Annotated in this window: 20 protein-coding genes, 1 tRNA gene and 1 pseudogene; 5 read left to right on the top strand and 17 right to left on the bottom strand. The window is 64.0% G+C overall.

The window, feature by feature from the left end; genetic code table 11:
- Window positions 1–410: 410 nt before the first annotated feature.
- Window positions 411–1,448, top strand: a pseudogene (locus DI606_RS11125) (recombinase family protein); the annotation flags it as partial.
- 517 nt (window positions 1,449–1,965) lie between these two features.
- On the opposite strand, the gene DI606_RS11120 reads toward DI606_RS11125, so the two are convergent.
- The 3 genes from DI606_RS11120 to moaA all read right to left on the bottom strand — a co-directional run bounded on the left by DI606_RS11120 (window position 1,966) and on the right by moaA (window position 3,902).
- Window positions 1,966–2,040, bottom strand: a tRNA-Asn gene (locus DI606_RS11120).
- A 78-nt stretch (window positions 2,041–2,118) separates the two neighbouring features.
- Window positions 2,119–2,895 (bottom strand): NAD kinase, encoded by a 777-nt coding sequence (locus tag DI606_RS11115; protein WP_293982771.1) that lies wholly within the window; start codon window positions 2,893–2,895, stop codon window positions 2,119–2,121.
- Window positions 2,892–3,902, bottom strand: coding sequence for a GTP 3',8-cyclase MoaA (gene moaA, locus DI606_RS11110; protein WP_293982769.1), 1,011 nt, complete (start codon window positions 3,900–3,902; stop codon window positions 2,892–2,894). Before moaA ends, DI606_RS11115 begins: the two co-directional genes overlap by 4 nt.
- 141 nt (window positions 3,903–4,043) lie before the next feature.
- Here moaA and DI606_RS11105 point away from each other — a divergent pair, with 141 nt between their 5' ends.
- Window positions 4,044–6,062, top strand: coding sequence for a bifunctional diguanylate cyclase/phosphodiesterase (locus DI606_RS11105; RefSeq protein WP_293982766.1), 2,019 nt, complete (start codon window positions 4,044–4,046; stop codon window positions 6,060–6,062).
- 1 nt (window position 6,063) lies between these two features.
- On the opposite strand, the gene DI606_RS11100 is transcribed toward DI606_RS11105, so the two are convergent.
- From DI606_RS11100 to DI606_RS11080, 5 genes are all read right to left on the bottom strand, one after another.
- Window positions 6,064–6,459, bottom strand: coding sequence for an MAPEG family protein (locus DI606_RS11100; protein ID WP_293982764.1), 396 nt, complete (start codon window positions 6,457–6,459; stop codon window positions 6,064–6,066).
- 70 nt (window positions 6,460–6,529) lie between these two features.
- Window positions 6,530–7,222 carry a TorF family putative porin gene (locus DI606_RS11095; protein ID WP_293982762.1) on the bottom strand — a complete coding sequence of 231 codons (693 nt, stop codon included), beginning with the start codon at window positions 7,220–7,222 and terminating at the stop codon, window positions 6,530–6,532.
- 31 nt (window positions 7,223–7,253) lie between these two features.
- Window positions 7,254–7,661, bottom strand: coding sequence for a hypothetical protein (locus tag DI606_RS11090; RefSeq protein WP_293982760.1), 408 nt, complete (start codon window positions 7,659–7,661; stop codon window positions 7,254–7,256).
- A gap of 149 nt (window positions 7,662–7,810) precedes the next feature.
- Window positions 7,811–11,287, bottom strand: coding sequence for a transcription-repair coupling factor (gene mfd / locus DI606_RS11085; RefSeq protein ID WP_293982758.1), 3,477 nt, complete (start codon window positions 11,285–11,287; stop codon window positions 7,811–7,813).
- A 10-nt stretch (window positions 11,288–11,297) separates the two neighbouring features.
- Window positions 11,298–11,561: a succinate dehydrogenase assembly factor 2 gene (locus DI606_RS11080; RefSeq protein ID WP_293982756.1), complete on the bottom strand. Its 264-nt coding sequence runs from the start codon at window positions 11,559–11,561 to the stop codon at window positions 11,298–11,300.
- Between the two features lie 142 nt (window positions 11,562–11,703).
- Here DI606_RS11080 and recG point away from each other — a divergent pair, with 142 nt between their 5' ends.
- Entirely contained in the window at window positions 11,704–13,767 is a 2,064-nt protein-coding gene (gene recG / locus DI606_RS11075) for an ATP-dependent DNA helicase RecG (protein ID WP_293982753.1), read from the top strand.
- Between the two features lie 57 nt (window positions 13,768–13,824).
- Complete coding sequence (locus DI606_RS11070) at window positions 13,825–14,901, top strand: mechanosensitive ion channel domain-containing protein (RefSeq protein WP_293982751.1); 1,077 nt, start codon at window positions 13,825–13,827, stop codon at window positions 14,899–14,901.
- On the opposite strand, the gene DI606_RS11065 is transcribed toward DI606_RS11070, so the two are convergent.
- Window positions 14,873–15,229, bottom strand: a complete 357-nt coding sequence (locus tag DI606_RS11065; RefSeq protein ID WP_293982750.1) for a PilZ domain-containing protein — start codon at window positions 15,227–15,229, stop codon at window positions 14,873–14,875. The two genes, DI606_RS11070 and DI606_RS11065, sit on opposite strands and share 29 nt — an antisense overlap.
- 80 nt (window positions 15,230–15,309) lie before the next feature.
- Window positions 15,310–16,527: a tyrosine--tRNA ligase gene (tyrS, locus tag DI606_RS11060; protein WP_293982748.1), complete on the bottom strand. Its 1,218-nt coding sequence runs from the start codon at window positions 16,525–16,527 to the stop codon at window positions 15,310–15,312.
- A 57-nt stretch (window positions 16,528–16,584) separates the two neighbouring features.
- Between tyrS and DI606_RS11055 the strand changes: the two genes are divergently transcribed.
- A complete protein-coding gene (locus DI606_RS11055; RefSeq protein WP_293982807.1) occupies window positions 16,585–17,670 on the top strand; it encodes an anhydro-N-acetylmuramic acid kinase in 1,086 nt (361 codons plus the stop codon).
- Between the two features lie 3 nt (window positions 17,671–17,673).
- Here the strand turns inward: DI606_RS11055 and DI606_RS11050 are convergent, their stop codons facing one another.
- The 7 genes from DI606_RS11050 to DI606_RS11020 form a co-directional block, all read right to left on the bottom strand.
- The gene (locus DI606_RS11050) at window positions 17,674–18,111 is read right to left on the bottom strand and encodes a DUF1003 domain-containing protein (RefSeq protein WP_293982746.1); all 438 of its coding nucleotides are present in this window, start codon (window positions 18,109–18,111) and stop codon (window positions 17,674–17,676) included.
- A gap of 355 nt (window positions 18,112–18,466) precedes the next feature.
- Window positions 18,467–19,642 carry a VWA domain-containing protein gene (locus DI606_RS11045; RefSeq protein WP_293982743.1) on the bottom strand — a complete coding sequence of 392 codons (1,176 nt, stop codon included), beginning with the start codon at window positions 19,640–19,642 and terminating at the stop codon, window positions 18,467–18,469.
- 71 nt (window positions 19,643–19,713) lie between these two features.
- Window positions 19,714–20,751, bottom strand: a complete 1,038-nt coding sequence (locus DI606_RS11040; RefSeq protein WP_293982740.1) for a hypothetical protein — start codon at window positions 20,749–20,751, stop codon at window positions 19,714–19,716.
- A gap of 93 nt (window positions 20,752–20,844) precedes the next feature.
- Window positions 20,845–21,264 (bottom strand): GFA family protein, encoded by a 420-nt coding sequence (locus DI606_RS11035; RefSeq protein ID WP_293982737.1) that lies wholly within the window; start codon window positions 21,262–21,264, stop codon window positions 20,845–20,847.
- Between the two features lie 3 nt (window positions 21,265–21,267).
- Complete coding sequence (locus tag DI606_RS11030) at window positions 21,268–22,113, bottom strand: MoxR family ATPase (RefSeq protein WP_293982734.1); 846 nt, start codon at window positions 22,111–22,113, stop codon at window positions 21,268–21,270.
- Between the two features lie 74 nt (window positions 22,114–22,187).
- Window positions 22,188–22,868, bottom strand: coding sequence for a hypothetical protein (locus tag DI606_RS11025; RefSeq protein WP_293982731.1), 681 nt, complete (start codon window positions 22,866–22,868; stop codon window positions 22,188–22,190).
- 154 nt (window positions 22,869–23,022) lie between these two features.
- The coding region (locus DI606_RS11020) for a sigma-70 family RNA polymerase sigma factor (protein WP_293982729.1) at window positions 23,023–23,578 on the bottom strand (556 nt) is incomplete at its 5' end.

Below are 23,578 nucleotides of genomic sequence, written 5' to 3'. Positions count from 1 at the left end.
GAGCAATCGAGGCCGCGCGTGTCCAGGTGCCGAAATTGGCCCCGCTACCGACCGCCGCTTTGCCCCCGGATCCAGAGCCTCCTCAGTCCGTGCGACCAAACCCCTTGCTGGGATTCGGGCCGCAACGAGTTTCCAGGCGCTCGCTATTCTCTCCCGGGCTGGTGGCCGACGCCCGGGCTCATTTCGAGGCGCGCTTGGCTCGACCGGTTAGCGATGACGAAGCGAGAAAATTTCTTGGCGACCTAACGGACTATTTTTTGGCCTTCAAGGGCCAATATTCGCGTCAGAAAGGCGATGGGGATGGCTAAGTAAAACAAAGAAAGCCCAAGTAAGGCACATATCGAACTTATCGAACTTCATTCAAAAACTGGAGGAAGGGTGGTATATTGTGAGTGAGGAGATCAGTAGACATGGCAAAACCGCGCGCAAAAACCGTACAGGCAATGGCTAAGCGTATTGTTACCGAGCGCAACAAGGCCGTTATGTACGCACGGGTATCGACAAGTGAGCAGGAGAAGGAAGGGTTTTCTATCCCGGCCCAGCTGAAGCTGATACGGGAGTATGCCGACCTGAACGGGATTTCGGTTGTTGCCGAACACGTCGACGTCGAGACCGCCAAGCGGGCCGGCCGGGTCGGATTTGAGGAAATGCTTCGGTACATCCGGTCGCATCCCAGCGTCAGGACGATCCTCGTCGAGAAAACCGACAGACTATACCGTAACCTGAAAGACTGGGTGACGGTGGACGGGCTGGATATCGAAATCCACTTCGTGAAAGAGAATGTCGTCCTCTCCCGAGATTCGCGATCTTCGGAAAAGTTCATGCATGGCATCAAGGTGCTGATGGCCAAGAACTACATCGACAACCTCTCCGAGGAGACGCGCAAAGGGATGCTCGAAAAGGCAGAGCAGGGCATTTGGCCGACCTGCGCGCCACTGGGCTATTCGAACGTGATGGGCCCGCTGGGGAAGAAGGTCATCGTGCTCGATCCGGAAGTCGGACCACTGGTCACCCGTGTGTTCGAATGGTTCGAGAGCGGCCAGTATTCCATCAAAGAAGTCACCCAAATGGCCAATGCGGCGGGCCTGCGCTATCGCAAAAGTCAGAAGCCCGTCGGGGGCAGCACGATCAACACCATGCTGCGGAATAGGATCTACACCGGTTCGTTTGAGTGGCTCGGCAAGACGTACAAGGGGTCTCACACGCCGCTCACGACCTACGCGACATGGTCCAACGTGCAGGAGATCCTCGATGGACGGTCCATCTCTAACGTTCACGGTAATCGGCTGCAGTTTGCCTACACAGGGCTGATCACCTGCGGCCACTGTGGCTGCGCGGTCACCGCCGAGCTTAAGAAGGGCCGGTATATCTATTACCACTGCTCGAAATTCAAAGGTCGGTGCCCAGAGCGCTACGTCCGGGAAGAGGTGCTCGACGAGCAGTTCGCCGCTGTCCTTCGGCGGCTCAAGCTGGACGACGTGACATTCGGCCTCATCGAGCGGGCCCTACGCGAGAGCCATGCCGACGAGCGACGCGACCGTGACGAGACAATAGCGCGGCTCCGGGCGGAAGCCGATCGCCTCCAGCACCGGCTCGATAAGCTCTACCTCGATAAGCTAGATGGGCGCGTCACGGATGACTTCCATGATCGGGTTTCAGCGACCTGGCGCGAAGAACGTGATCGGACTCTGCGAAACATGGAGAGCCTCCACTGCGCCGAAGACGACCTGATCGACGACGGCCTGGCGCTCCTGGATTTCGCCCGGACGGCTCACAACCGCTTTGCGGAGCAGTCTCTGGTGACCAAAAGAAGGGCTCTGAATTTGGTATTATCGAACTCGAAATTCGCCTTCGGCGAACTGACGGTCAGCTTCCGCGAACCATTTGGAATTCTTGAGAAAATTGCCACCGATGGTGGATCTGATCCGACCCCTTCGGGGGGGCGAAATGCCCCCCGAAAGGAAATGGCTCCCCGAGTAGGATTCGAACCTACGGCCATTCGATTAACAGTCGAATGCTCTACCGCTGAGCTATCGGGGAGCAGCCCGGCTTCCGCTGGGCAGGTCGCGCCTATAGCAGCGCCTTCCCGGCGATGGCAAGCGGCAAATGACAAGAAAATTACGCGATGAATTGTTCAGCCGCTATCCGGTCGTCCAGCGTATGTTCGGGGTCGAACAGCAGCGTCAGCGGCGTCGCGCGGTCGATGCCGACCTCTACTTTCGCAATGTCGCGCACCTCGCGTTGGTCAGCCACCGCACTGACGGGGCGCTTTACCGGGTCGAGCACGGTGAAGCGAATGGACGTCGTTTCTGGAAGGATCGCGCCGCGCCAGCGCCGGGGGCGGAACGGGCTGATCGGGGTGAGAGCGACAAGGCCGCAGCCCAGCGGCAGGATCGGGCCGTGGGCCGACAGGTTGTAGGCGGTCGACCCGGCCGGGGTCGCGACCAGAACGCCGTCGCACACCAGTTCGGGAAGGACCGCACGCCCGTTCACCTCGACCTCAAGCTTGGCCGTCTGGCGCGTTTCGCGCAGCAGAGACACTTCGTTGATGGCAGGAATGGAAAACCGCTCGCCATCGACCGTGTCTACCGTCATCCGCAACGGATTCACCTTGAAGCTCTTTGCGTTCTGAAGCCGCTGTTCCAGCCGCTCCAGCCGCCACTCGTTCATGAGGAAGCCCACGGTGCCGAGGTTCATTCCGAAGACCGGCAGGATGCGACGCCTCTCCAGCATAGAATGCAGCGCCTGAAGCATGAAGCCGTCGCCGCCCAGCGCGATAACCATGTCCGCCTCATCCAGCGGAACGAAATCATATGTTGAGCGCAGCCGGTCTTCGGCTGCCCTGGCCGCCGGGGTCGGGGAGGCGAGAAGCGCTCGCCTGACTTCCAAGATCATCCGCCCGTCACGCTCATGTGGCGGCGGGTGGCGGGGGCCAGATCGGCCCCGATGCGGAAATCGTGGGCGGCGGGTTTCAGGCGTAGCGCGCGGTCGACCAGCGGCTCCACCGCCTCTATGCCGCCGGACCGCAGCGCGGCCTTGAAATCGACATGATCCTCATGACCCAGACACATGAAAATCTTGCCTTCGCACGTCATGCGGATGCGGTTGCAGTCGGCGCAGAAATTCCGGGTGAGCGGCGTGATGAGGCCGAGCCGCGCGTTCAGCCCCTGCGCTGCGTGATAGCGCGCAGGACCGCCGGTTCGATCCGCAACGGCGGTCAGCGGGTGATGCGCGTCGATCATGTCTACGACCCGCGTCAGCGGCAGATAATGGTCCGTCCGGTCTTCGCCGGTCTCGCCCAGAGGCATGGTTTCGATCAGCGTCAGGTCGAATCCCTGCGTATCGCACCAGCGCAGCATGGACAGAATCTCGTCCTCGTTCACTCCTTTCAGCGCGACCATGTTGATTTTTACCGCCAGCCCTGCGGTGCGCGCGGCTTCAAGGCCTTCGAACACCTGCGCGATACGGCCGCCTCGGGTGATTTCCGCAAAGCGGTCGGGGTCGCGCGTGTCCAGGCTGACGTTAATGCGCCGCACGCCAGCGTCGGCAAGCAGGGCCGCATGATCAGCCAGACGAGTGCCGTTGGTCGTGAGCGTCAGTTCTTCGAGTCCACTGCTCAGATGCCGCCCGATCCGTCGCACCAGATCGCCGATGTCGCGACGCACCAGTGGTTCTCCACCGGTCAGACGGATGCGCCGGATGCCGCGCGCGACGAACATGTCGGCGAGCAAAGCAATTTCCTCCAGGCTCAGCACTTGGTTTCGCGGGAGGAACTGCATCTTTTCTGCCATGCAGTATCGGCATCGCAGATCGCAGCGGTCGGTGACCGAAATGCGCAGATAGCTGATCTGCCGGCCCAAGCCGTCGGTCATCGTTGTGGGCGAGGGGTGAGCCGGGGCCATGCGCTATAGCTAGGATATGGACCTGTCCGGCGCAAGCGGCGAAGGCCCGAATGCGCGCGAGACGTTGCGGTGGCGGCAAGAGGTCGGTAACCCCTGATATGTATAAGGCGTTGCAAAGCGTGGTGCCGGGGACAGAATAAAGTGATTGGGGATCAGAGCGCCGATGGGCAGCGCAGCCTGTTCATCCTGTCGCCGGGCGACCGCGACGGGTTGAGTGAGGTCGCGCAGCGCGCCGGTTGGCGGCCGATCAGTGCGCGCCGGGCCAAGGATGCGCCGCAACGCTATCTCCGCAGCGAAGCGCAGGTGGCGCTGGTCGATCTGCGGAACGGCGGCAGCGCGGCGGAACTGCTCGCGCCGCTGGTACCGGCAATGGAAGCGGGTGGCGGCGCACTATTGGTGTTGCTGGATGGGGCGGACGAAGTGCATGTGCCCGCGATCATGGCCGCGGGCGCGACCCATTATCTTGTCGGCCCGCCGAGCGACGCAGCCCTGCGTGGCGCGCTGGCGTCGGCGCATCGGCTGGTGGAGCGGATCGGCGGCGGAGTGCAGGACAGCCGCCGCGCCCAGCGCATCCGGCGGGGCGACGCGCTCTATTGGGAATGGAGCCGCAAAACAGGCCTCCTGACGCTCAGTGACAATCTGGTGCGGCAACTGGGTCTTCCTGAAGCCCGGATGGAGCCGGCGACGCTGCTGCGCCAACTGCCGCGCAACGAGCGGCGGGGCGTGCTGGCGTCGCTGCGTACGATGCGGCGGGCGGGGCGCCCGGGGCCGCTGGCCCATGCGCTGCCTGACAAGCCGGGTCTGCGCCTCGTCCATCATCTGCGGCTGGTGGACGGCGGCGTGGCGGCGGATGTCGAATGGCTGTCGGAGGGCGCGGAGGGCGATGCGGCCAGCCGGGATTACCTGACGGGTCTGCATTCGCGTCACGCGGCGCTCGACTGGCTCGACCGCCGCCGGGGTCTCGCGACGACGGTCCTGCTGTTGTCGATCAGCCAGTTCGACCGGATGAACGCCGCTTACGGCCAGGTCGTGGGCGACGCTTTGCTCGGGCGCATCGCACGGCGGGTCGAGCGGATGGTGGACGATGTCGCGCCCGGCTCGATGGTGGCGCGGATCGCGGGAACGGAGTTTTTGGTCGGCCTCATCGGCGAAGCGGCAGGCAGCGACCGCGCAACCTTCCTTGCGCGCCAGTTGATCGGGTCGATCGGGCGGCCTTTCAGCGCGGGCGATCATCTCATCCGCCTGACCACCCGCTGCGGCATCGCGCAGTCGCGTATCGAGGACGATGCCACCAAGCTGCTGCGCCGCGCGGGCACGGCGCTGGCCGACGCGCGGCAGGCGGGCGGCGAGGGCATCCGCATCCTGTCCGCCGAACGGCAGAGCCGACAAGTCGACGGGGACCGGCTGGAAACCGACCTGCGGCTCGCGCTCGACCGGGGAGAGATCGGCATCGTGTTCCAGCCGCAATATCCGGTCGATGCCGAAAAGATCATCGGCGTAGAAGCGCTGGCGCGGTGGAACCACCCGCATTACGGCCCCCTGAGTGCGGGCATCCTCTTCGCCACGGCGGAGCGATCCGACTATATGCTGCCCCTGTCCGCGCATATCCAGGCGGAAGCGCTGCGGCAGGCGGCGGCATGGCCGCGCGCGCTTTGCGACCTGCGGCTTTCGATCAACCTCACCGCTGCGGATATTGCGCAGCCCGGGTTCACGAAGGCGCTGCTCGGCCTTGTCGACGCGAGCGGGTTTCCCCGGTCACGCCTGACCGTCGAAATCACGGAAAGCGGCCTGATCGAGGATGTGGCGTCGGCAAGCGCGCTGCTGACGGCATTGCGGGCAGAAGGGCTTGCAGTCGCCATCGACGATTTCGGGACCGGCTATTCCAGCCTCGCCTACCTCAAAAGCCTGCCGCTCGACTATCTCAAGATCGATAGCGGCCTGGCACAGGACATTACCGGAACGGCGCGCGACCGGATTATCGTGCGCGGTGTCATCCACATGGCGAAGTCGCTCGGTCTGCGGGTCATCGCGGAGGGCGTGGAAACCGAACAGCAACTCGCGCTTCTGAGCCGCGAGGGATGCGATTTCTTCCAGGGCTTCCTGCGGTCGGCGGGGGTCCCCTCCGCCGACCTCATAAACCTCGTCCTTGCCGAACGTTAGGTTACAAAGCGAGCAGGGGCCACAGGGCGATGAGCAGGCCGACGAGGCTGGCCAGGAAAACGATAGTCCGCACCACCGGGACGCCCGCCCCATAGAGCGGCAGGTAAACCACCCGCGCGCCGAGCCAGATCCAGCCGCCGGTCGCGGTCCATCCGCTGGCGCGACCCGCCACGACGACGCCGATCAGCGCGACGATGGCGATGGGCAGAGTTTCCAGGAAATTGGCCTGCGCCCGCACCAGTCGCCCGGCCACGGGGTTCAGAGGCGGAAGCTCCTCGTCCCGTGCGCCCATGTTCCATTTGGGGCCATATTGCTTCGTCTTGAAATGCCCGGCGGCAAAGATGTGTACGAGGAGCAGGATCATGCTCCAGGCGATGATAGTAAGTTCGACCGGCATGATGCGCCTCCCTGCTTTCGCGCTTCGTAGCGGAAGCGGTTCGGAAAAGACAGAACTTCCCGGTGCGCCCTTAGAAGGTGACGCCGATCCTGCCGATAAGTGTGGCGCCCGCATGAACGACGTCGGGTGCCTCGATGTCGGTATCGGCGTAGCGCAGCCCGGCGGACCAGCGCCCGCGATACCAGTCGATGCCAAGATCGTGATCCCAATAATTCCCGCCGGGGCGAAGCCGCGCCGCCCGCTCAGGATCGCGCGTGTCGCCTGTCGAGCGACCGACATGGCCGGAAAGCGTGAAGGCGGTGCCGGGAATGGCCGCAGACGCGCCTGCCGAAACGTAAAGATTGTCGCCGCCGATGGTCGACTGGCGGGGGGCGTAACGCGCGGACAGATCGATATTGGCCGGTCCGATGGTGAAGCCCGCATTCGCGCCGACCTCGCCATAGCCCTGATCCGATGCTCCGGGGAAGATGTGATAGCGTCCCTCCACGCCCAAACGCCAGCTGCCCAACTGCCGCGCAAATGTCGGGCCTATGTCCAATACGGCATCGGCTTCGCCGTGGCGCGGACTCCCCCAAAGGGCCGTCGCCGCTCCGTCCAGGGTGAGGCCATCGGTTACCGGAACGGCCACGCCGACCCGCAGCGCTGGATCGCCATCGCTCCAGCTCAGGCCCCGGCGGCGGTCATCGCTCATCGCTTCTGCAGTGACGCCTATCCCCCCGGCATATTGCGCACTTGCCGACATGGCATGGCTGGCGAGCAGCATCGCTCCCAGCCATGCCGCGGGACGGGGGCAGTCAGTTGACCGCAAGGGCACGGGCAGAATCGAGTTCCGCTAGCAAGGGCGCGCGGTCCGCCTGCGCCAGAGCGACGAGGCTGGCTTGGATCTTGTCGCTGTTGCGGGCGACCACGGCTTCGCCGGGCGCGCGGGCCGGATGACATGCGCCGGGCTCGCTGCCGGAAAAGCGCATGTCGGTGGGCAGGGTGCGGCTGTGCGCCGGGCCGTGATCGAGCGTGCGATCGACGACGATGTTCGCGGTCCACAGGCATCGCTGACTATCCATGCGCGTACCTGCCTTGGCACCGACCGTGCGCGCCTGCGTATCTGCGCGTGCCGTGTAGGTCGCGCCCAATTGCTGGCCGTGATGCTCCAGCGCGACGCTATGGCTGGCACCGGCTGCGAGAACGATGAGGATGAGGCTCATGAAGTTTCTCCTGCTAAGCGCCGGGTTTTGTTGTCCGGTCGCATCGCCGATGTAGGAATTGCCTGTTGCTGGCCCTTTGCTGCACCATGAGGAAAGGCGTCTTGCTGCACCATGAGGAAAGGCGTCCGCGTACGCTGGGAAGGGCCGCGTCATGCCGCCGCTTTCGCCAGCCCCTTCGACAATTGCAGCGCACCGTTGAGCCGGGCTTGAGGATCGCTCCATGCGCGGTTGACGACGATCTTGCTGTCGGGCCGCAGGCGCGCGACGCCGTCGAGACGCTGGACATAGGCGACCAGCCCCTCGGGCCGGGGGAAGCGATCCTCGAAGAAGCTGACGAGCGCCCCCTTGGCCCCGACATCGATCTTCGCGATGTTGGCGGCGACGCAATTCTGCTTGATCTCGATGATCTTGAGCAGGTTCTGCGTCGGCAGCGGCAGCTTGCCGAACCGGTCGATCAGTTCGGCGGCGAAGGATTCGAGGCCCTGTCTGTCCTCCAGTTCGTTGATGCGGCGATACAGTCCCATCCGCAGGTCGAGGTCGGGCACATAGTCCTCTGGAATGAGGATGGGCGCGTCGACGGTGATCTGGGGCGAAAAGTCGTCGCTGCGCCGCTCGGCGGCGATGCCGCCCGCCTTGGCATTCAGGATCGCGTCCTCCAGCATCGACTGGTAGAGTTCGAAGCCGACTTCCTTGATATGTCCAGACTGTTCGTCCCCGACCAGATTGCCCGCGCCGCGAATGTCGAGGTCGTGGCTGGCGAGCTGGAACCCCGCACCCAACGTGTCGAGATCGGACAAGACTTTCAGCCGCTTTTCCGCCGTTTCGGTAATGATGCGGGTCGCAGGCGTCGTCATGTAGGCGTAGGCGCGCGTCTTCGACCGACCGACGCGCCCGCGCAACTGATACAGCTGGGCAAGGCCGAAGCGGTCGGCGCGGTGGATGATGAGCGTATTGGCGCTCGGAATGTCGAGGCCGCTTTCCACGATTGTGGTGGAAAGCAGCACGTCATATCTTTTGTCGTAGAAGGCGGACATGCGCTCTTCCACTTCGGTTGCGCTCATCTGGCCGTGGGCGACGATGGGCTTTACCTCCGGGACCTCGGTGCGCAGGAACTCCTCGACTTCGGTCAGGTCGGCGATGCGCGGCACAACGAAGAAGCTTTGGCCGCCGCGATAATGTTCGCGCAGCAGCGCCTCGCGGATGACGACACCGTCCCAGGGCATCACATAAGTGCGCACGGCCAGACGATCGACCGGCGGCGTCTGGATTACCGACAGTTCGCGCAGCCCCGACATCGCCATTTGGAGCGTGCGCGGGATCGGCGTTGCAGTGAGCGTCAGGACGTGAACGTCTGTCTTGAGGGACTTCAGCCGTTCCTTGTGGGTGACCCCGAAGCGCTGCTCCTCGTCGACGATGACGAGGCCGAGCCGCTTGAATTCGATCCCCTTCGCCAGCAGCGCATGGGTGCCGACCACGATGTCGATGCTGCCGTCGGCCAGACCCGCCTTCGTCGCCTTGGCCTCCTTGTCGGGGACGAGGCGGGACAGGCGACCGATCTCGATCGGGAAACCGCGAAAGCGATCCACGAAGTTCATATGGTGCTGCCGGGCGAGCAGGGTCGTGGGGCAGATGACCACGACCTGCATCCCGGCCATCGCCGCGACGAACGCTGCACGCAGCGCAACCTCCGTCTTGCCGAAGCCCACGTCGCCGCAGACAAGACGATCCATCGGTTTTCCTGCGCCCAGATCGTCGATCACGTCGCCGATGGCGCGATCCTGATCGTCCGTTTCCTGATAGGGGAAGCGGTCGACAAAGGCGGGATAGCCCGCCGTGTCGGGTTCCGCGACGGTGGCGGGTCGCAGCGCGCGGGCAGCGGCGGTCTTGAGAAGTTCGCCCGCGATCTCGCGGATGCGCTCCTTCATCTTCGCCTTGCGCCGCTGCCACGCTTCGCCGCCCAGCTTGTCGAGGCTTACGCCATCGGTCTCCGATCCGTAGCGGGAAAGGACTTCGAGATTTTCGACCGGCACATAGAGCTTGTCGCCGCCCGCATATTCCAGCGCGACGCAATCGTGCGCCGCTTTGCTGACCGGAATCTGCGTCAGCCCGTCATAGCGCCCGATGCCATGATCGCGGTGGACGACGAGGTCGCCGGGCGTCAGCGTCGCGAGTTCCTGAAGAAACGCATCGGCGCTTTTCTTGCGCTTTGCGCGGCGCACCAGCCGGTCGCCCAGCATGTCCTGTTCGGTGAGAACGGCGACATCCGGCGCGGAGAAGCCATGGTCGAGGGAAAGCACGATCAGCGTGACGCGCCCGTCAGCGGCAAGGCCGAGCGCCTCCTGCCAGTCGTCCGCCATCGCGAGACGGGAAACGCCATGATCGGCAAGCAGGCCCGACAGTCGTTCCCGTGCGCCGACCGAATAGCTGGCGATCACCACTTTCTTTTTCGCGCGGCGCAGGCTGTCGATATGCTTGCCGACCGCTTCGTAGACGTTCGTGTTCTGCGCGCGTTCGGGCGTGAAGTCGCGCGGGCTGTCCACTTCGAAATCCAGCACGTTCGCGCTTTCCGGTTCGTGGAAAGGCGTAGTGGCATGCATCGGCAGAGCGTTCACCGCCGCATCCCATTCCGCAGCGTCGAGATAGAGCGTCGCAGGCTTCAGCGGACGGTAGGAGCCGGGGTCGGACGGCTTTGCCTGCACCCGGTTGGCATGATAGTCGCGGATCGCCTCGAAACGATTGTCCGCCGCGCCCGCCACGCCATGGTCGCGCACGATGACAGCATCGCCAAGATGATCGGTCAGCGGGACCAGCTTCTCCTCGAACAACGGGAGCCAATGTTCCATCCCTGCGAGCCGTCGCCCATCGCTGACCGCCTGGTAGAGCGGATCGCCGGTCGCCGTCGCGCCGAACGTTTCGCGATAGCGGCTGCGGAAGCGCTTGATCGTGTCCTCGTCCAGCAGCGCTTCGGACGCGGGCAGCAGGGTAAAGCCATCGACGCTGCCGGTCGTGCGCTGGTCGGCAGGATCGAAGCGGCGGACGGTTTCGATCTCATCGCCGAAGAAATCGAGGCGAAGCGGCTGTTCTTCGCCGCCGGGAAACAGGTCGACGATGCCGCCGCGAATGGCGAACTCGCCACGGTCGTGCACGGTGTCGGTACGGACATAGCCGTTTGCCTGGAGCATATCGGCCAATCGCTGGATCGCGATCCGCTCCTTTGGCGCGAGCTTCGCGACCAGCTGGCGGACGCGGAAGGGCGTCAACGTGCGCTGCGTCATCGCGGCCAGCGTCGTGACGACGAGCTGCGGACCGCTGGGCTTTGCCTGAAGCGCATACAGCCCCGCAAGGCGGGCGGACGCTGCGCGCAGCGACGGGCTGGCGCGATCGTAGGGCAGGCAATCCCAGGCCGGGATTTCGACCACCTCCAGTTCGGGCGCGAAGGCGGGCGCGGTATCGGCGATGGCGCGGGCCTGCTGTTCGTCGGCCGCGATGAATACCGTCCGCCCCGACGACGCTCCGCCGCCCGCCGCCCGAGCGAGATCGGCCAGCAGCCATGGCTGGAATCCCGCCGGAACGCCGGAGAGGGTCAGCGGCTTTGCCGCCTTGAGGATTTTCTGGAGGTGGGTCATCGATGTGGCGTCAAACGATCTTTACGAAGTCGAGTTTCAGGAAGCGGTCCATCATCGGTCCTTTCCATTCCTCCGGCACGGGGATGGTGCCCAGGGCCCATCCCATGATGTCGGCGTCCTGCTCCTCCATGAAGCGTTCGAACCACGCGATGTCGTCGGCATTCCAGGTGTCATGATAACGGTCGAAGAACCCGCCGACGGTGTAGTCCGCCTCCCGCGTGCCGCGATGCCACGCCCGGAACTGGATGCGGCGCATCTGGGGATTGTCGTTCACAATTTGTTCCTTTAGCGGGCATAGGCGATCCAGCCGATCGGGCGTTGGAAGGCCGTCCCGGCTGATGGTTCTGTCGGTGCATTTTCCGGGGCGGCAACCGTTCCGGCCGTCCCTAAAATGCTCTAGAGCGGCTCAGATAGACATGCGACCCGATATTCTCAATCCGCTCTTTGCCGAAATTTCCCTGTTCAAGGGGGTAGGCCCGGCGCTGGCCCGCCCGTTGGAGCGGCTGGGGCTAGCGCGTGCGGTCGATCTCGCCTTCCATCTTCCGGTGAGCTGGGTCGACCGGAAACTGACCGATTCGCTCGACATGGCGGATGCGGGACGGGTGATCGGGACGATGCTGACGCCGGTCGAGTATCGCGCGGGGGGAAGCGCGCGCGCGCCGTTCCGGGTGCAGGCGCTGGACGGACAGGGCCATGGCGTGTCGCTGGTCTATTTCGGGAAGAACAGCGGCTGGCCGCGCAAGCTCTTGCCCCTGAACGAACCCAAATTCGTGTCGGGCAAGCTGGAGGCTTATGGCGACAATCTCCAGATCGTGCATCCCGACCACGTCCTCCCGCCCGAGGAGGCCGACAGCGTTCCGTCGCGTGAGGCGATCTACGGCCTGTCTGAGGGGCTGACCAACAATCGGATGCGCGATCTTGCTGCGCAGGCGCTGGGCCGCGCGCCCGACCTTCCCGAATGGATCGAACCGAGCCTGCTCGCAGGGAAAGGGTGGGCGCGCTGGCGCGATGCGCTGGCGCGGGTCCACGTCGATCCCGCCGACGCGAAGGCCCGCGAACGCTTGGCCTATGACGAGATTTTCGCCGGACAGCTCGCGTTGATGCTCGTGCGCCAATCTTCGCGGCGCAGGCGCGGCGTGCCGATCGAGGGGGACGGGCGGCTGCGCGCGATGCTGAAGCTGCCTTTCGCCCCGACCGGGGCGCAGCGGCGCGCCATGGGCGAGATCGAAGGCGACATGGCGCAAGCCACCCCGATGCTGCGGCTGCTTCAGGGCGATGTGGGTTCAGGCAAGACGCTGGTCGCACTGATGGCGCTGCTGAACGCGGTCGAAGCCGGGATGCAGGGCGCGATGCTGGCCCCGACCGAAATTCTGGCGCGTCAGCATTTCGACACGCTGCGAAAGATGGCGGCGGGCCTGCCGGTCGAGATCGCGATCCTTACCGGGCGCGAAAAGGGCAAGGTGCGCGAAGCGACGCTGATGGGTCTTGCCGACGGCAGCATCGACATCCTCGTGGGCACTCATGCGATCTTTCAGGAAGCGGTGCGGTATAAGCGCCTGGGGCTGGCGGTGATCGACGAGCAGCATCGCTTCGGCGTGGCGCAGCGGATGATGTTGGCCAACAAGGCGGAACGCGCGCCGCATCTGCTGGTGATGACGGCGACGCCGATCCCGCGCACGCTGACGCTGACTTATTACGGCGAAATGGACGTGTCCCGCCTGGACGAGATGCCGCCGGGCCGTCAGCCGATCCAGACGCTGGTCATGTCGGCGTCGCGGCTGGAGGAAGTGGTGGAGGCGCTCGCTCGCCATGTCGAGGGCGGGGGGCAGGCTTATTGGGTATGTCCGCTGGTCGAGGAGAGCGAAACCAGCGACCAGGCGGCAGCCGAAGCGCGTGCCGAATCGCTGAAGCTGCGGTTCGGCAATGCGGTCGGTCTGGTCCATGGACGGATGAAGGGGCCGGAAAAGGACGCGGCGATGGCGGCCTTCGCCGCCAACCGGACGCAAGTACTGGTCGCGACCACGGTGATAGAGGTCGGGGTGGACGTGCCCAATTCCAGCCTCATCATCATCGAGGGCGCGGATCGGTTCGGCCTTGCGCAACTGCATCAGCTGCGCGGTCGCGTGGGACGTGGGGACAAGCCGTCCGTCTGCATCCTGCTGCGCGGCAACGCGTTGGGCGAAACGTCGCGCGCGCGGCTGGCGTTGATGCGCGAAAGCAATGATGGCTTCCGCATAGCGGAGGAGGATCTGAAGCTGCGCGGCGCGGGCGAAATGCTGGGCACGCGCCAGTCGGGCGAAGCGGCGATGAAGCTGGCAACGCCCGAACATATGGCGGCTCTGGTCGACGCGGCACGCGACGACGCGCATCTGTTGATCGAACGGGACGGCGGTCTCGACAGCGAGCGGGGGCAGGCGGCGCGCATCTGCCTCTACCTGTTTGAAAAGGACGCGGCGGTGGGCTTGTTGCGCGGCGGTTAGGGTCGGGCCGTTTCGCACCTGCGAAACAATCCGGGCGGTCGTTGCGTTGGCCTTCGCATGCCGGACTTTAGCAACCTTCCCATCTCGGTGACCGCTGTCATCTCAATCCTGACTTCGGTAGCCGTTGCCTTCCTTGTCCATTGGGTGCTCTACTGGGTTACCCTTCGCCTCGTGCGCCATTCCCATTGGGAGCCGACGCTTCTGCCCGCCATTTTCCAGCCGACGCGATGGCTCGTCGTGCTGCTGGCGTTGAGCGCGGGGGTCAAATCGATCGCTCTTGGGCATACGGCTGCGGAAATGTGGGCAATCGGATCGCGCATGATTTTTGCGCTGCTGCTCGGCTGGCTGATCCTGCGCGCCATGGGCGCGGCCAAGACCGTGTTCGAAAGAAGTGCCGACATCAGTGTCGAGGATAATCTAAAAGCCCGGCGCAAGCGCACGAAGTTCGGTATCCTTTACCGGATCGTTCAATGCATCGTCGGGTTCCTGGTTATTGCGATGATGTTGATCGCCATTCCTGGCGTTCGCACCATCGGCGTGTCGCTGATGGCATCGGCCGGCCTTGCCGCGCTGGCCGTGGGTGCCGCAGCCCAGCCTGCACTCAAGAACTTGATAGCCGGTATCCAGATGGCGTTTTCGGAGCCGATCCGACTGGACGATGTCGTCATTATCGAAGGCGAGTGGGGGCGGATCGAAGAGATCAAGCTGACCTATGTGATCGTACGCATATGGGACGACCGTCGTATGGTTGTCCCGGTATCCTATTTTCTCGAAAAGCCTTTTCAGAACTGGACGACCAGCACTTCAGACCTTCTGGGGACAGTATTTCTTTATGTCGATCCGGCTGCGGACGTGCAGCGCATTCGCGATCATTTCGTCGCGACGGTCAAGGCGAACGCGCGCTGGGACGGGCGTGTCGCCATTTTGCAAGTCACCGACCATCGCGCAGACGCGCTGGAACTGCGCGGTCTGCTATCGGCGCGCAACGCGGGCATTGCGTTCGACCTGCGCTGCGAAGTGCGCGAGGCGATGCTGGATTTCCTGCGTACCGCCATGCCCGATGCGCTGGTGCGCCGCCGCCAGCAGATCGAAGCGGCGGAGGGATTTACCAGACGGTCCGACGCGGCGGAATGAGGCCCAGCACGGTGTCATAGAGCCTCTGTGCAATCGGCTCTATGAATTCGACGCCGACCCGCCCTTCCTCGGTCCAGCGCACCTCCGCTTCATAATCGTTGACTACGGGCAGCCATAGGCTGACCCGCTCGCCCTTGGCTAATTCGGCTTGCGTCCGGCACATGAGGCCAAGCGCCGAGATGTTGATGATCTGAACGTCATGCGTGTGCCCCCGCGCGGTGACATGGCTCGCCATATCGACAAGATCGCGCCGCACCCGCCGCTGATCGACGGAAGGATCGCGCGAGCGCAGGACATGGTCCAGATGGGCAAAGACAGATGAAGACATGTCCCTGACGCTAGGCGTGCAAAAATGCACAAAGCCCTAGCGAACAGGGTTAATGCCCCCAAGTGGGCGCGACTTTACGATCAAGCGATAACGAGGCCGTGCCGTTTCGCGCCGAAGCTGATCTTGTCCCCGGCTTTCAACGTGATAGCCGGGTCCGTAACGACTTCGCCATTCACCCGGATCGCGCCCTCGGACAGCTTACGGCGCACTTCCTTGTTGGATGTGGCGAAACCGAGACCGGTCGTGGCTTGAACGACAGTCAGCGCTTCGCCGTCCAGGCTGACGGTCGGCAGGTTGGCGTCAGATGCGCCTTCCTCGAACGTCCGCCGCGCGGTCTCGGCGGCAGCGGCGGCGGCATCTTCGCCATGGGCCATGGCCGTGGCGGCATGGGCGAGAATTTTCTTCGCCTCGTTGATATCCGCGCCTTGCAGGGACTCGAGCCGCGCGATCTCTTCCAGAGGCAAGTCGGTGAAGAGGCGCATGAAGCGACCCACATCGGCATCCTGCGTATTCCGCCAGAATTGCCAGTAGTCATAGGGAGAAAGTGCGTCGGCATTGAGCCACACCGCGCCCTTGGCGGTCTTCCCCATCTTGCCCCCGTCCGCCGTCGTGATGAGGGGGGAGGTCAGGCCATAGACCTGCGTACCGTCGACGCGGCGCGACAATTCGATGCCGTTGACGATATTGCCCCACTGGTCCGACCCGCCCATTTGCAGGCGGCACCCGGCCCGCCGCGACAATTCCAGAAAGTCGTAGGCCTGAAGGATCATGTAATTGAATTCAAGGAAGCTCAGCGATTGTTCGCGGTCGAGCCGCAACTTGACCGAATCGAAGCTCAGCATCCGGTTGACCGAGAAATGCTGGCCGATGTCACGCAGGAAGGGAATATATTCGAGCGCGTCGAGCCAATCCGCATTGTCGACCATGATCGCGTCTGTGGGACCGTCACCGAAGGTCAGAAAGCGTTCGAACACCCGCTTGATGCTGTTCACATTCTCGGCGATCCGGTCGACCGTCAACAGCGAGCGCGCTTCGTCGCGCAGCGAAGGATCGCCGATCTTCCCGGTGCCGCCACCCATCAGGACGATGGGCTTGTGCCCGGCCTGCTGCATTCGCCGCAGCATCATGATCTGCACCAGGCTCCCGACATGCAGCGACGGCGCTGTCGGGTCGAAGCCGATATAGCCCGGCACCACCTGGCGCATCGCCAGGGCATCGAGGCCCGCCGCGTCGGTCAACTGGTGGATATAACCCCGCTCGTCGAGCAGGCGGAGAAGGTCGGACTGATGGTTGCTCATGGCGCGGGCCTGTAGCATTGCGGGGGGGAGTGTAAAAGAGGCGGAGTTTTGATGTCCATGTTGGCAATCGGCCTGATGTCCGGCACGTCGCGCGACGGGATCGACGCCGCGCTGATCGATACGGATGGGGAAGGAGCGGTGACCCCGCTCGCCTTTCACGCCATGCCCTATGATGACGGATTCCGGCTGCGTCTTGCCGAAGCATGTGTGCGGGCGATGGCGATGGAGCGCCCCGGTTTCGAACCCCTGATCGCTTCGGTCGAGGCGGAACTCACGGAACGGCATGTGCGCGCGGTGGCGGACCTGCTGGGCCGCAGCGGCCATATCGCCGAAGACGTCGATGTCATCGGTTTCCACGGACATACTGTCGCGCATCGGCCCGACAGACGCTGGACGTGGCAGATCGGCGACGGCGCGGCTTTGGCGGGGGCCTTCGGCATTGCGGTGGTCGGCGACCTGCGCAGCGCGGACGTGGCGGCAGGCGGGCAGGGCGCGCCGCTCCTGCCGGTCTATCACCGCGCGCTGGCCGATCCTCTCGAAAGGCCGACGGCGGTGCTCAATCTGGGCGGCGTCGCCAACGTCACCTTCATCGGCGTCGACGGGACGCTGATTGCCTTCGATACCGGCATGGCGAGCGGCCTCATCGACAATTGGATGCAGACGCATGGCGCGGGTGCGTTCGACGAAGGCGGTGCATGCGCCGCGCGTGGCACGGTGGATGAAGGACGGCTTGCCATGCTGATGGCCGACCCCTGGTTCGATGCACCGCCGCCCAAGAGCATCGACCGCGAACAGTTCAACACCCAAGCGGTGAGCGGCCTTTCGGTGGAGGACGGCGCCGCTACGCTGACTGCCTTGACCGCCGCCAGCGTCGCGCGCGCGATCCACCACCTGCCCCGGCATCCCGCCACGATCCATGTCGCGGGCGGCGGGCGGCACAATGCCACGCTGATGGCGATGCTCGCCGCGCGGACAGGCGCGGCGGTGGTACCGGTCGACGGCCTCGGCTGGGACGGCGACGCGCTGGAGGCGCAAGGCTTTGCCTATATGGCGGTGCGCAGCCTGCGGGGCCTGCCGATCAGCTTTCCCGGTACTACAGGCGTGCCCGAACCCATGACAGGCGGCGTGCTGTTCCGCCCTTGATTCTCAGGCTTTGTTTCCGGCGGCGTCCAGTTGTTCGAGCAGGCGGTCCATCTTCTCGTGCAGCAGAGCGATTTCCGATTCCGACCGAACGTTCGTCTCATAGTCCAGTCGCGCCTCCAGACGGTCCTTTGCCGCCTGCCGGTTCTGGCTCATCATGATGACCGGCGCCTGAAGCGCCGCCAGCATGGACAGCATGAGATTGAGGAAGATGTAGGGGAACGGATCGAAGGCGTGCCGCGCCAGAATCACCGTGTTGAGCACGGCCCATGCGGCAAGAAAAACGCCGAAGCCGATGATTAAGCTCCACGATCCGCCGACAGCGGCGACGCGGTCGGCAAGCTTGTCGCCAAAGCTGAGGCCGCTATCGAACACCTCGTAGAGGTCGCGGGATGCCGGCGCGCGGCGGAGCGGCGACGTCAGGAAACGGATGGCTGCATTCATAAATCACCTCTCGGGAACGACCGTGCCGATGGTCGCCTGCAAGGTGATGCCGTCAGCGGCTCGCCTGCGCTCCCATCGGGACGGTCGTTCGACTATGGTCGCTACTGGACATGGTCCCCTCTCGGGAGTTGCGGAAAATCGGATCGGGCCTGCGCCCGTTCCTTTGCCGACATGCGCGCGCCGCCCTGCAAGGTCAAGGGAGGCGCGGATTACAAATCGGTCATGTCGTCGGCGGCGAATTTCGTGCCAGCCAAAGTCGTCAGGGCCGTCAGCTGGCAGTGATCTTCCTATTTGGCATCGTGTGCTTCACAGGCGGCGGCAAGTCGCTTTCGCGCGTCGTGCGCCGCTTCAGCCGTCAGCGCTTGCGCGTCAGTTCCCGCATGGCGGCGTCGATGCCTTCGATCGTCAGCGGATACATGCGGTCGTTCATCAACTCACCGATGATCTTGGTGGACTGGCTATATCCCCAATGCGCCTGCGGTGCGGGATTGAGCCAGACGGCGGCAGGGTAGGTGCGGGTGACGCGCTGGAGCCAGACCGCGCCCGCTTCCTCGTTCATATGTTCCACCGATCCGCCGGGATGGCTGATTTCATAAGGGCTCATTGCCGCGTCGCCCACGAAGATCACCTTATAATCGTGACCATATTTGTGGAGGATGTCCCAGGTCGGGGTGCGTTCCGAAAAGCGGCGCCGGTTGTCCTTCCAAACGCCTTCGTAAAGGCAATTGTGGAAATAGAAGAACTCCATGTTCTTGAATTCGCCGGTGGCAGCGGAAAACAGTTCCTCCATCAGCTTGACGAACGGATCCATGGAGCCGCCCACGTCGAGGAACAGCAGCAGCTTGACCGCATTGTGCCGTTCGGGGCGCATCCGGATGTCGAGCCAGCCCTGCCGCGCCGTGCCCCGGATCGTTTCGTCGAGGTCTAGTTCGTCCGCAGCGCCTTCCCTGGCAAAGCGGCGCAACCGGCGCAACGCTACCTTGATGTTGCGGGTGCCCAGTTCCCGGCTGTTGTCCAGATTGGCGAATTCGCGCTTTTCCCATACCTTGATCGCGCGTTTATGGCGTGACTGGCCGCCGATGCGAATGCCTTCGGGATTGTAGCCGCCATGGCCGAAGGGCGAGGTGCCGCCCGTGCCGATCCATTTGTTGCCGCCCTGATGCCGCCCCTGCTGTTCCTCAAGCCGCTTCTTCAGCGTGTCCATGATCTCGTCCCAGTCGCCCAGCGACTTGATCTTTTCCATCTCCTCAGACGTCAGATATTTCTCCGCGACGAGGCGAAGCCATTCCTCCGGTATCTCCGCCTCGACACCTTGTCCGTCCAGCACGCCGCGAAAGACCTTGGCGAATATCTGGTCGAACCGGTCGAAAAGCCCTTCGTCCTTCACATAGGTCGCGCGCGCGAGATAATAGAAGTCCTCGGGCCGCCGTTCGATCACATCCTTTTCGAGCGCTTCGAGCAGAAGCAGATGTTCTTTGATACCGGCAGGAATGCCCGCGGCACGCAGCGCGTCGAGGAAGTCGAGAAGCATGGCCCCTTGTCGATCAACCCGAACGGGGATGCAAGCGGCAGATGACCTCTCGCATCCCGGGCGCGCGACCCCTATCTGCCCCCCGCGCGTATCGTCACGTCGCCGTTGGCGGCATAGGCAGCCACGGCGGCCGCCTGCGCGGTTTGCGGGTCCTTGCCGTCGATGATGGCGACGAGTTGCGCGGCATTGGGCACCCGGTCGTAAGTGCCGTAAAGGTCCGTCTGGCCCACCATGTGGATGGAGAGTTTATATCCCCTGCCATCCGGTGCCGGATCGAACGCGAGCAGGGTGCCGCTGTCGTCGGTCGGCACGATGATCGGGCCGTCGGCGCGTCCTGCCTGTTGCAGCAGGTCGAAGCTGCCGTCCGCCGTTTCGATCGTGCCGCGCACGCACAGGCTGTCCTGACCGTCGCGCGGAATGCCGACCTCACGTGGCGTGGCCATCTGCCGCGCCGGGGCTGGGGTCAGGCGCGCCTCATCCGTGTCTGTTGCCGGGCAGTCGGCAAAGCGAAGCGGCGTGGTCGGATGGAGCGTCGCCGGATCGTCCACCGCCAGATTTGCCAGCATCGCGTCCAGCCCCGCCACAACCTCGTCCCGCCGCTCAGTCGGTCCCGTCACGCGCAGCTTGACGATCCAGCGCCCTGCATGAGCGAACCCGGCGGCAGTTGTCAGCGCGCCGTCAGCCGCGTCTTCGTAAACGGCGCGAATCGCGCGACCCGACCTTCCGCTTACCGGTGCGCTGGCATAGGCAGTGCGGTGGGTCTTGGCGCCGAACCGTGCCATGATCGCCTTGTCCGTCATATAGGCGGCCAGCGCCGCGTCGGCATAGGTCGGCATATAAACGTAAAGCGTCGCCTGGATCGCGCCGTCCTCCGACACATATTGGGCGTAATTGTCGATCGCGCGCCCGCCGTTCGACGCTTCCCCGCTCTTGGCGAGCGACAGATGACCGATGGTCTGGGGCAGCGCGATACCGGCCGCCGGTGCACGCAGCGCACTGGTCGTCGTCGTCCATGCTTCGGCATCGCCGGCGGCATGGGCGGGGATTGCCGCAACGCAGAGGCCAGCGGCGAGTAGCGCAACGGAGGCAATTCGGGCGGGTATTCGCATCGGCAACCCTCTCCATATCCGGACCGTCTCAGTGCGGTCTTGACGATGTGAAGAGGCTACAGCCTATCTCTGCTGGCGCAAGCCGCTATTTGACTATGACGGATTTTGCGTCGGATAATGGGGGATGGCCGGGTCCAGCGTCGCCCATCGCGGCGCGGCCTGCGTCCATATGTCCATTTGCGGCCCCAGCAGCGACGGATTATCGAGCGCGCCCGCCCGCACGATCGCAAGGTGCGGTCGCGCCTCCGCCCGGCTGAGCAGCGGCGTCCCGCAGTCGGGGCAAAAGCCTCGCTGCATCGCGTTGCCGCTGTCGGCGACACTGTCGTGCCAGCGAACCTCGCCGGTAACGCGCATCGCTTCATTGGGAAAGATGACGTTGACCGTCCCGCCGCCCCCGCTCAGATACTGGCAAAGGCGGCACCAGCAGCGGCGCGCGCCCATCGGCGCTGCCTCTATCGCGAACCGCACTGCCCCGCACAGGCATCCACCTTCGTGAGTCTGCGTCTGCGTCATGCGTCAGCGGCCCTGTCGTCGCGCCATGAACGCAAGGCGCTCGAACATCATAATATCCTGCTCATTTTTGAGCAGCGCGCCGTGGAGCGGCGGGATCGCCTTGGTGGGATCGCTGTTCTGAAGCACGTCGAGCGGCATGTCCTCGTTCAGCAAAAGCTTCAGCCAGTCGAGCAGTTCGGATGTGCTCGGCTTTTTCTTGAGGCCAGGAACGTCCCGAATGTCGTAAAAGATGTCCATCGCCCGAGACACCAGGATCTTCTGGATGCCGGGGAAGTGCACGTCGACGATCTTTTCCATCGTCTCGCGCTCCGGGAACTTGATATAGTGAAAGAAGCAGCGGCGCAGGAATGCGTCGGGCAATTCCTTTTCATTGTTTGACGTGATGACCACCACCGGGCGCTCCGCCGCCGCGATCGTCTCGCCGGTCTCGTAGACATGGAACGCCATGCGATCGAGTTCCTGAAGCAGATCGTTGGGAAACTCGATATCGGCCTTGTCGATCTCATCGATGAGGAGGACGGGGAGGCGGGGGGAGGTGAACGCTTCCCACAGCTTGCCCTTGCGAATATAGTTGGCGATGTCATGCACGCGCGCGTCGCCGAGTTGGCCGTCGCGCAGGCGCGCCACCGCGTCATATTCATAAAGACCCTGATGCGCCTTGGTCGTCGACTTGACGTTCCATTCGATCAGCGGCGCGTCCAGCGCCTGGGCGATCTCTTGCGCCAGCACCGTCTTGCCCGTGCCCGGTTCCCCTTTCACCAGCAGCGGGCGGCGCAGCAGCACGGCGGCGTTGACCGCCACCTTGAGGTCGTCGGTGGCGACATAATCCTGCGTGCCTTCAAAGCGCATAAGTCCCTGCCTTCCGTTGCTGCGTGCGATGGGACTAGGCAAAGCGTTGGAATGGCGCAATCGTTAAACGGATGTCAGCCCTGCCGCGCACGCACGTCCGCCCGCGCGGAAAGCAGGTCCCAAAGACCCCGGTGCTGGTTCAGCAATTGCCGCGCGCCGAACTGAATGGCGCGGTCGATGCTGTCGTCTCCACCGATGGCGCGCGCCACGTCCAGCGTCGCCGCGCGATCGGGCAGCACGCAAGTCTGCGGTTCGATCCCGACACGGATGGCGACCATGTCGAGCACATGGCGAACGGCCCGCCAGTCCAGCACCAGCGCCATCGCCGCGCCCATGGCGCAGCCGCGCCGGTCGGATTGGGCCAGCATGTCGAGCGCGTGGCGCTGTTGGCTCACCACAGTTTCGCAATCCGCCTGGCCCGCCGTGCTGGGTGCAGGACCGGCCGCGACGGTGACCTGCGTCAGGTAGGAACGCTCCCTCGAAAAGCCGTTCGCCGCTTCGACCAGCCACTGGCGGGCGGCGTTGTCTGCCGAACGGGTAGCAGCATGATCGACAACGCCCGGATGGCGGCCATGGAGCAGGCAGAGATAATAGGCGGCGTCGGCCAAGTCCGCGATGGAGACGAGCGCATGACGCGCCACGCCGGTGCTCGCGCGATTGGCATAGGGATGGGACGCCGTACCATCCGACGCGACCAGCGCCTCCAATATGCGCGCGATATCGCCGAACTGATATCGCGGTGCCGCTTCGCTCATGCCGAACCTTCCAGGCTGTCCCGCCGACGCGGGATGGGTGAGGCTAGGCAATAGCGCATTGGAGTAAACGTCGGGTTTACATACGAAAAAAGAGCGGCGCTGTAAGCCGCTCTTTTCCGTCAGAGGTGGTTAACGCGGGTTTACCGATGTCCGATTATTGGTCGAGGAAGCTGCGCATCTTGCGACTGCGCGAAGGGTGCTTGAGCTTGCGCAGCGCCTTCGCCTCGATCTGACGGATGCGCTCGCGGGTCACGCTGAACTGCTGGCCCACTTCCTCCAGCGTATGGTCGGTGTTCATGCCGATGCCAAAGCGCATCCGCAATACGCGTTCCTCACGCGGAGTCAGGCTGGCAAGGACGCGAGTGACCGTTTCCTTGAGGTTCGCCTGGATAGCGGCATCGACCGGAATGATCGCATTCTTGTCCTCGATGAAGTCGCCCAGATGTGAATCCTCCTCGTCGCCGATCGGCGTTTCGAGGGAGATCGGCTCCTTGGCGATCTTCATCACCTTGCGCACCTTTTCGAGCGGCATGGACAGGCGCTCGGCCATTTCCTCCGGCGTCGGCTCGCGGCCTTGCTCGTGTAGGAACTGGCGGCTGGTGCGGACCAGCTTGTTGATTGTCTCGATCATGTGGACCGGGATACGGATCGTACGTGCCTGATCCGCGATCGAACGGGTGATCGCCTGCCGGATCCACCAGGTCGCATAG

Source organism: Sphingobium sp. (assembly GCF_003248505.1).
Lineage (GTDB): Bacteria > Pseudomonadota > Alphaproteobacteria > Sphingomonadales > Sphingomonadaceae > Sphingobium.
The sequence above is the reverse complement of the archived record's forward strand: the minus strand, read 5'-3'. Positions and strand labels throughout refer to the sequence as shown.